Source organism: Pseudoalteromonas sp. Z1A8 (assembly GCF_011378855.1).
GTDB lineage: Bacteria > Pseudomonadota > Gammaproteobacteria > Enterobacterales > Alteromonadaceae > Pseudoalteromonas.
In genome coordinates this window covers 1-9,178 of the sequence record NZ_WTLB01000027.1, presented here as the reverse complement: position 1 = coordinate 9,178, position 9,178 = coordinate 1, and the positions used below count along the sequence as shown (strand labels likewise).

The following is a 9,178-nucleotide window of genomic DNA, read 5'->3' as shown; positions in this document are numbered from 1 at the left end:
GGGTAGCGCAAAAGGGTAATTGGCTTTAATAAATTAGAGAGTTAAGAACTAATTTACAGGTTTTTAAACGCACAGCATCTATTTTATAAACTGTGCGTAGTGAGTTTATTTATAAGGGCTAATACTTGATAAACTAAAGTCACTTTGCATTATTACTTCGCCATCAATGCCTTTTAATTTAAGTGAAATAGTGGGATCAGTTTGCTGCCAGTCGATGCTTAAATCACCATAATTTACGTTATGAGTAAAATCCCCTACTCGGTGTTTGTTAGGGCTTACGTCTTTCCACTTTTCAGTTAAGCCAGAGCTAGTCATCTCAATTAATGGGTAATCAAGGTTTTGCTGATACTTTGATATTTCACCCCAGTGCGTATCGCCGCTGATGATCACTACTCCATTTACTTTATGCTTTTTAATCAATGCAAATAAACGGTTTCTATCTTCAGGAAAGTTTGCCCATGACTCCCAACCTGTAAAATCGGGTAAAAGCTGTAAACTTGAGGCAATCAATTTTATTGCAGCAGGCTTTTTAAGCTCTTGTTCAAGCCATTGCCACTGCGCTTCACCTAGCATTGATGCGCCCTTCACTTCACTAGGACTATACGGGCCTTGGTTATTTAACTTACGCTTAGTGTAGTATTCAAGCTCACCTACATGGTTTAGCGCATCACGGTTCCAACGTAAATCAGGCATTATTACTTGTATGGTTTGCTCATTTTCACCATACATGTACGAGGTATAAATTCCATCAGGACGAGTGCGACGTGCTGAGTTTGCAGGTTCATCCCAAAAATTAAGCATAATTTGGCGTGATTGCTCTTTATGCGGATACTCTTTACCTGCATCGTTTTGACCATAATCGTGATCATCCCACATAGCAATAATAGGCGTTTGCGCTTTCAACGTTTTAAAACCAGCCTTTGCCCCTAAACGTTGGTACTTATCGGCAAGTACATCCATATCGTTGGTATCGCCATAAATATTGTCACCCAAAAATATAAACAAATCCCCCTGCTCTTTGTTAATTGCATTAAATATGGGTATTTTTTTATCTTGATGCCCACACGAACCAAACAGGATTTTAGATGGCGCAGCAGTAACACTTGCGCTAATAACCAAACTCAACGCCAAGCCAGATAGAGTCAATGGTTTTAATAGGTTCTTCATTTTAAAATCTCGCTAATAGCAGGCGCCATATTTGAATTTATTTCATTTGGGTTCTGCCCAAGAGCCTTTAAAACGGTCGCCGCTATTTGCGCTTGTTTAAGCTCATTTTTAGTTTTAATTAAGCCACTACCTTTTATTGCGGGGCCAATGGCTGCAAGCCAAATATGTTCAGAGCCGACTATTCCTTCTGGGTAGGTATTTTCACCTAACTCTAGCTCAGCAAGTGCACGTTTAGAGCTGTGATGTTGCCAATCATTGGCATTATTGCCACGGCCGTGATCAGTAGTAATAATTAGTGTGGTGTTATTTTTATAACCCGTTGTAGTTTGAATGGTTGCCCATAAGTCTTTTATAAACGCGTCACTTTGCCTCGCCGATTTAAGGTATTGATCGTAATGCCCATCATGCGCAAAATCATCGGTTTCGCCTAAACTTATCACTAACAACTTAGGCTTTTTAGCCAACATATACGCTTTAGCAAAGCGATATGTAAAACTGTCTAGTCGCACGTTATACCAAGGACTGGGGATTTCATTTTGTAGCGCATTTAATAGTGGTGCATCAGTGAATAAATTCTCTTCAATTGACATAAAACCTGCATTTACATACACGTTACTGCGCTTAGTATTTACAATGTATGGGAATACATCCCAACTACCGAATAAGGCTGTGCTATCTTTAAACTCAGGTAACTTATCTAAACGCTCTAAAATAGTTTTATTTGGGTTGAGCACTTTGTTGTTACTATTTATATTTTCGTCAACTTCACCGGTGAGTATTTCGTTGTAACCAGGGTATGAAAAATACCACGGGTTACTTACCGACATAGTAGAGCCGTTAGCTCTATCGCCAATTATAATCCCTTTTTTAGCCACTACTTGAGTTAAAAAAGGCATTAGTAATTGCTGGCGCTCATTTGCTGTTTTTGCCCAAAACTGGGGCTTTAATTGCTCAGGCTTTTTAACAAAATCTGCATTATTAATTAAGCTATTATCAGCCCCATTAAATACTTCTTGCCAGCGTACTCCATCAAGCGTTACCAGCACTACATTTTGCGCTGCTGCAAAGTTGCTCGCTAATACACTTAAGCTAAATAGTGTTACTTTTAAAATCGTTTTCATCGCGTTTTTCCGCCCTTTCATATAATAAAGCCCATCAATGATGGGCTTTTTAAAATTCAATTACTTAAACCTAATTAAAAGTCAGCGGTAAATGTCACTGCTGCTGTGCGCGGCGCACCAATATAGTAAGTAGAGCCATTGCCTGTTCCACCTGCTAAATAGCTTTTGTCAGTAACGTTATAAACAACAAACGATACGTCAATGGCTTTGAACGGGCCTGCATTTACATCAGTTGAATAACCTGCATTAAAATCAAGTACGGTGTAGCCGTCTACTTTATTACGCGAGCGAGTGTCTTCATCTTGCCATGCACCTAAACGCTCGCCTGTGTACTTAGCCGATAAACCAACACGAAATCCATCGCTAAAGTAGTCGGTAGATACCACAAATAAATCTTCTGATGAATCTATTATGCTATCGTCTTTTCTAAAGCTAGGCGCTACATCATTGCCGTTTTCATCTTTTAATATTACGCCTTGTGAATCGTATGCATTTGGATCATCTGATGAATATTCAGAACTGCTATTAGTATACGACGAGTACACGCTCCAACTTGGTGTTAACATATAGCTTGCTGCAAGCTCAAGCCCATTTGAGTCAATGCCCCCTACATTTACGTACGAGCCATTTGTACCAATTGTGTAATCAATACCATCTGTACCGCTTCCTGGTGCAATAAAGGTAATACGGTTATCAAACTTAACACTGTAAGCCGTTGCGGTAAGCGTTAACTTATCGGCTTGATAACGTACACCAAAGTCAATATTGTCGGCAGTTTCTGGTTCAATATTTGTAAGCGTTGAGCTGTCTCGTTCAAGTACACCGTCTTTAATTGCTGCAAAATTTTCGCTGTAGCTGGCAAACAATTCTGTGCTGTTATTTAACTGATACAACACACCACCACTAAATAATACGTCTGAGTCGCTATCTACTTTATCTGAGCTCTCATTGGCAAAATGGTCGTACTTTTGTAACTCAACTAAATACTGTTTTGCACCAATATTTAATGTTAAGTCACCAAAATTAATCGAGTCTTGTAGGTACCATTTGAATGTATCTGTATCAAAAGTATTTTTGTACTGAGTCCAATAAGGCGTGCTATCAAAGTGATGATAAATACGCGCATCAATTACTTTGTGCCAATCACGCGATTCTTCACGTTCGCTTTGCTCATACCAAAAGCCCGCTTCTATATCGTGATCGCCAAATGTAGCTTGGTAGTTTGCGGTTACACCCAAACGGTCTTTGTTGTAATGCGTATGGCGGTATGACATAACAGGCGTAACTGTTGCATCGTAACACGCAGGATTTAAACCAGGACCCGACTCCCATGGCCAGCTTAAACTTGCAGTACACCCTTCATTAGGTGCAAGTGGGCTGCCTTCACTATCAGCAAAACCATAAGAGCCTGCATTAGTACCGCCCTCGGTAGTTGGGTCGCCATTTTCATCAACAGGCGTTGTTAAGTAAGGTGGGATCCAATCGCCGCGACCTGAATTTTTATGGTAATAAGGACTAACGGTTAATAATGAAGTTGGCGAAATCGCGTATTCAAACTTTAAATAGCCTAAGGTATTCTCACGCAGTGTTCCCCACCCTTCTGCAAACATTTGGTCAAAGTGCGGAACTCCCGTCCAATTCCATGTTAGCTGATCCCACTCTGGTGTTTGTTCAAACTGCTCAAGGCTTACGCTGTTATAGTTTGTCTCGCTTACATCATCGTAAGATAAACGCCCAGTGAGTGTTAAGTCGTTAAAGTTAGATACAAATTTAACTTCAGCATGTTGGTTGTCTTTACCCCCATTACTGCCAGAACCAATCCAGCGGCTTGTGTCGGTTTGCGAGTAACTTACATACGCTTGCGTGTTATCAAAAACAGTGCCTGTTTCGTGTTTAATGTAATAACGCGTGGCATCGTGGCTGCCTGAGGTATAAGCAAACGTAGTGCCTTTTTCAAGGCTTGGGTCTTTACTTACAAAATTAAATGTACCGCCTAGTGCTTCAAGTGAAGCCGACTTAATATCAGACGTACCTTGACCAACTTCCACCGTTGCTAAATTTTCGCTATCAAGGTAACGGTTAGCTTTAGCACCACCACCGTAATTAGAGCCACCATTGGGAATGCCATCAACGGTCATTCCTAATTGCTGTTGATTCCCATCAATGCTAAAACCACGCATAGTGATTGTAGTCGACCAATCATCGCCACCAAATGCATCACCTTCGTTTATGCTAATACCCGGTAAATTGTCAATAACCGATAATATGCTCGATACCGAACTTTGTTGCTCAAGCATTGCAGGCTCAATAACATTATTAGCGTAGCTTGTTGGTTTAGCAACAACGGTTACTTCTTCTATTGTGTCATCGTTAGCATAAGCAGATGTTGATACAGCCATGGCAATAGCCATGCTCAAAAGCGATTTGTTTTTTAAAGCGTACATTGTTGTCCCGTTTGATTTTAATTATAAATATGAAAACGAGCACAGTATGAATTTCAAATATGACAACGAGGATGAACTTTATTTACATAAAGATTAAACAAATATGGAAGATTTATGGCGGGAATATGTACAAAAAAAGACACCCAAGGCTTTTTCCTCGGGTGTCTTAATTATTTTCTACAGCTTATTACACAGCCATTTATTTTAATTGTGCTAGCATTTCATCGCTGTACGCTACTAACTCTTCACCGTTTGCAATTTTGCTAACGTAGTCTGGATTTGCAATAAGTGGGCGACCGATAGCGATTAAGTCAAACTTAGCATCGTTAATTGCCTCTTTTGCAGACTCAAAGCTATAGCTGCCTACACCTACTAATGTGCCTTTGTAGCCTGCACGTAAAAATTCAGACGTAGATTTACCTTCAAGTGATTCAAACGTTGTACTGTCGTCAAAAATACCGCCGTGCAAGTACGCTAAATCTCTCTTTTCAAGTTCTGGTAACAAGTAATCAAATACCGCTTTATCACGGCTATCTTCGCTCATGTTAAAGTACGCACCTGGTGTTAATCTAAGTGCAGTACGCTCGTTGCCTACAGCTGCAATAACGGCATCGGTTACTTCTAGAGCAAAGCGCGACATATTTTCAGGCGTTTGACCGTATTCGTCGCTGCGCGTGTTTGCAGCGTAATGTAAAAATTGGTCAACTAAATAACCGTTAGCACCGTGAATTTCTACCCCATCAAAGCCCGCTTCAATTGCGTTTTCAGCGGCTTTTGCAAAATCAGCAACTAGAGCTTTAATGTCATCCGTTGTGGCTGCTTTTGGTGTAATGTATGTAAGCTCGCGCATACGTGGTACAGAGCCTTCAACACCAATTGCAGATGGCGCAAGTACATCACCATCAAAAAAGTGAGGGTGTGCAACACGACCAACATGCCAAAGTTGTGCAAACATTTTGCCGCCATTAGCGTGCACTGCGTCTGTTACTTTTTTCCAACCTTGAACTTGCTCACTGGTAAATAAGCCCGGGGTATTTGGGTAACCTTGCGCATCTGGACGAATAATAGTTGCTTCACTAATAATTAAACCGGTTTCGGCACGGCGAGCATAATATTCAACCATATCTTGTGTTGGCACTAAGTTATCATCAGCCATACAACGCGTTAATGGCGCCATAAGTACACGGTTTTTAAGCTCAATCGTGTTATTTAGTTTAAACGGAGCAAGTAGATCAGTAGTCATTTTTCAATCCTTCATTTAGTGTATGCTTACTACAATGTGGCCTTTTTACAAACATTCAAGCTTATTTTGAATGATCGCTCAAATTAGTGAGAAGTTATACTGATCAATATACAAATTAGATCTGTGTTGATGAAATTAAATAGCAACTTTTCACCACTGTGTCATATAACTCGATATACTTGTGTGCATATAATTTAGATATACTAATATCGATAGTAATTAAAAGTGAGCTAACTATGACAACGCCAAATTTAAGCGAAGAACAAGCAGTAATTTTAGGGCTTGGAGCAAAAAAACGTCTCGCCTATATGTTCGAAACTGTGCAGCAATTTAAGCAAGTATGGATTTTAAACGACGATGATGGCTGCGTTATGCTTGCCAACGAAGATGACGACTGCGTACCAGTTTGGCCAACTCGCGAATTTGCAGAAGCATGGGCAACTGGAGAATGGGCTGGCTGTAGCGCTAAAGCAATCCCACTTGCAGATTGGTTTAGTCGCTGGACACCGGGTCTTGAGGAAGATGACTTACTTATTGCTGCATTTCCTACTGAGGAAGATGATGGCACGATATTGTTTTCAGATGAGTTTGAAAAACAATTAAAAGCGCCAAAGCAAAAATATTAAGGTGTAAAGCCTAAATACTCAGTGTTCTTTATTTATAAACGCGGCACTTAATTTAGTAGCCGCGTTTTTATTGGCAATTTCTAAATGCCAAGTAAGCCTGCGTAATAGCATCTGGATTTTCTACTTGCGGATAATGCCCAAGCTCTACAAACTCTTGTACACGCGCATTGGGAATAAGCTTTTTGTAATGCTCAATCATGTGCTTACCAGAGATGGGGTCTTCTGCGCCTGCTATAAACGTAAGTGGTATATGGCTATTTACAATGGCACCAACCCAGCGTTCTCGGTTTTGCTGCCTCTGTTTTATATAACTAATGAGTTTAGGCATAACGGCTAAGCCATCTTTGTAAACCAACAGTTCCCAAAGTGTGTCTATTACCTGTGTTGTAGGCGGTGTATTTTTTCCAAAAATAGTCACTAGGTTATTGGCAAATTTTTGTTTATTCATTAATTTCGGCACTATCCAACCAAGCCTTGAGAGTAAAATCTTTTGTATAAATAATGGTTTATGCGCCTCAGGAAATAAACCACCATTTAAAAAACACACGCTGTTAATTTGTATTTCACTTTGCGAAGCTACTTGCCTTGCTAGTAACTCTTGGGCCACAGTATCGCCATAGTCATGAGATAAAATATGTACATCATTAATATTTAACGTTTTTAAAAATTGAGTATATAAGTCGGCTTGTTCGGTAATTTTATAAGTAGCGTTTATTGGTTTATCTGACAAACCAAAACCTAGCATATCGAGCGTAATTACAAAATAATGTTCACTAAGCGTTTGCCACATACCTTCCCAATCCCAACTTGCGCTGGGAAAGCCATGTATTAAAAGCAGTGCAGGCTTAGTTATATCGCCGGCTATTTTTGTAAATATTTGATGGCCATTAATTTGAGTAAATTGGCCCTGTGACTGCCATTGCACAAGAGAAAACATGTATTAGCTTAATTTTTATTATTTATTTGTTAGTTTTATCATAGAGGTAATTAAAAAAGGAAATAAAACCAATGTATAAATTTGCATTGGCTTATTAAACGTCATTTTAAAATTTAATAGTGTAATCTACATAGACTCGGTGGTCGGCTCTGCCGCCTTTAACACCATCAACACTGCCTGTTTTTTCGGTTGTATAATCTAAAAACAACCAACGTAAGCTTAAGCCTTTTATTGCCTCAACCTTATAGCGGGTATCTACTGCCCAATATTTTTCATCGGCTTCACCGCCTATTTTACCTAAAGCTGAATTTTCAGCGCCCGTACCGCTAGTGTAATAAAACTTAGTGCTGAGCCCTGGAGATACAGCTTTTAAGTTAATGCCCAGGCGTGCCTGCCATGATATTTCATTTTGGTTTGTTAAATCGGCACCAATCAGTGAGCGTGTCGGGAATGGATTTGTACCATGGTCGCCACTGAAATTATCTTCAATCCAAGCATCGCTTACTTTAGTAAAGGTCGCACCTACACTCCAAATATCTTTTTTCCAATCAGCATCTAAGTAATAGGCAAATCCATCGTTTTCACTTTTAGTTAAGCCTGTTAATACACCAGGTGCATCTTCATCATCCAAGTCACCGCTCTCTGCGCCTGTTACAAATAAATCACCATCATCTTGTGAGGTAAATATACCACTTGAAAGCGTTAACTTACTTTGCTCAAGTTTTATGTCGTAACTGATTTTTAATCCCATTTTACTTAGGTAATTGTGGGACTTTAAATATTCAGCTTCTAATGTTATGTCGTCTTTTTTATGCGTAGCACCTACGCCCCAAATTACACTAATAGCGCCAGTTGCAGATTGATCGGTAGAAAAATCTTCCCATCTATCATCATGTCGACGGCTCCATTTATCGTATACATAACCATATAATTTAGTGTTGCCGATATTATAGTCGCCAAAAACACCTCGAAAAGTATTAGGAATAGCACGGCTGCCTGAGCTTTTTAAAAGCATACTTTTGGTTTTTTGCCCACCTACTTTAACGTGACCGTTGTTGCCCAATTTAAAATCTAAAAAATATTGACCAAATTTAGAAAAGCTATCGTCTACTCCACCACTCTCATTACCTGCTGGTAAAATATTACCTGCGGCTGAACCTGTAGAGTTAATATTCATTACGGTGTAAGTCGATACACCCACACTCAATAAATCGTTTATATAACCCGATGTGTAATTGAGCTCTATACCTTGAGCAAAAGTTGAATCGTCACTTACGTCGTTATCGTAGTCACGGTCAAAATAAACTGATCTAAGTTTTATATTAAATTCATCTTGTTCTGTCAGCCCACTAACAGCAGCATACGAAGGAATAGAAATACATGTTAATACTGCGCCTGTTACCGCAAATAATTTATAGAGCCGTAGAGTCATAGTTATCTCCGTTACCTTGTTTTGTGTTAATTTAATGCAGCAGTGCATAACAACGTGTACGTTTAGCAAAAATGGCAAACGCCGTATAAGGTAATTATATTTCACGCAATGGCGTTTTTTCATTCCTTGAATTCAAGTATTAAGTGCAATCATTATGCAGCCACCAGAACTTCTGATTGCCCCGTAAATAATTCATGAGGGGTTTTAT

General features: G+C 39.5%; 7 protein-coding genes. 1 reads left to right on the top strand and 6 read right to left on the bottom strand.

Features of this window, described 5'->3' with window-relative positions; all coding sequences use genetic code 11:
- Window positions 1-105: 105 nt before the first annotated feature.
- The 4 genes from GQR55_RS11835 to GQR55_RS11820 all read right to left on the bottom strand — a co-directional run bounded on the left by GQR55_RS11835 (window position 106) and on the right by GQR55_RS11820 (window position 5,975).
- Window positions 106-1,167, bottom strand: coding sequence for an alkaline phosphatase D family protein (locus GQR55_RS11835; protein ID WP_166420766.1), 1,062 nt, complete (start codon window positions 1,165-1,167; stop codon window positions 106-108).
- On the bottom strand, window positions 1,164-2,288 hold the full coding sequence (locus tag GQR55_RS11830) for an alkaline phosphatase family protein (RefSeq protein WP_166420765.1): 1,125 nt from the start codon (window positions 2,286-2,288) through the stop codon (window positions 1,164-1,166). Before GQR55_RS11830 ends, GQR55_RS11835 begins: the two co-directional genes overlap by 4 nt.
- A gap of 74 nt (window positions 2,289-2,362) precedes the next feature.
- Complete coding sequence (locus GQR55_RS11825) at window positions 2,363-4,732, bottom strand: TonB-dependent receptor (RefSeq protein WP_166420764.1); 2,370 nt, start codon at window positions 4,730-4,732, stop codon at window positions 2,363-2,365.
- A gap of 199 nt (window positions 4,733-4,931) precedes the next feature.
- On the bottom strand, window positions 4,932-5,975 hold the full coding sequence (locus GQR55_RS11820; protein ID WP_166420763.1) for an alkene reductase: 1,044 nt from the start codon (window positions 5,973-5,975) through the stop codon (window positions 4,932-4,934).
- Between the two features lie 236 nt (window positions 5,976-6,211).
- On the opposite strand from GQR55_RS11820, the gene GQR55_RS11815 reads away from it, so the two are divergent.
- The gene (locus tag GQR55_RS11815; RefSeq protein WP_138585855.1) at window positions 6,212-6,601 is read left to right on the top strand and encodes a DUF2750 domain-containing protein; all 390 of its coding nucleotides are present in this window, start codon (window positions 6,212-6,214) and stop codon (window positions 6,599-6,601) included.
- Window positions 6,602-6,668: 67 nt separating this feature from the next.
- Here GQR55_RS11815 and GQR55_RS11810 read toward each other — a convergent pair whose 3' ends face one another.
- Together GQR55_RS11810 and GQR55_RS11805 are read right to left on the bottom strand one after the other, a co-directional pair.
- Window positions 6,669-7,538 (bottom strand): alpha/beta hydrolase, encoded by an 870-nt coding sequence (locus GQR55_RS11810; RefSeq protein WP_166420762.1) that lies wholly within the window; start codon window positions 7,536-7,538, stop codon window positions 6,669-6,671.
- Window positions 7,539-7,644: 106 nt separating this feature from the next.
- Window positions 7,645-8,970, bottom strand: coding sequence for an OprD family outer membrane porin (locus GQR55_RS11805; protein WP_166420761.1), 1,326 nt, complete (start codon window positions 8,968-8,970; stop codon window positions 7,645-7,647).
- Window positions 8,971-9,178 lie beyond the last annotated feature (208 nt).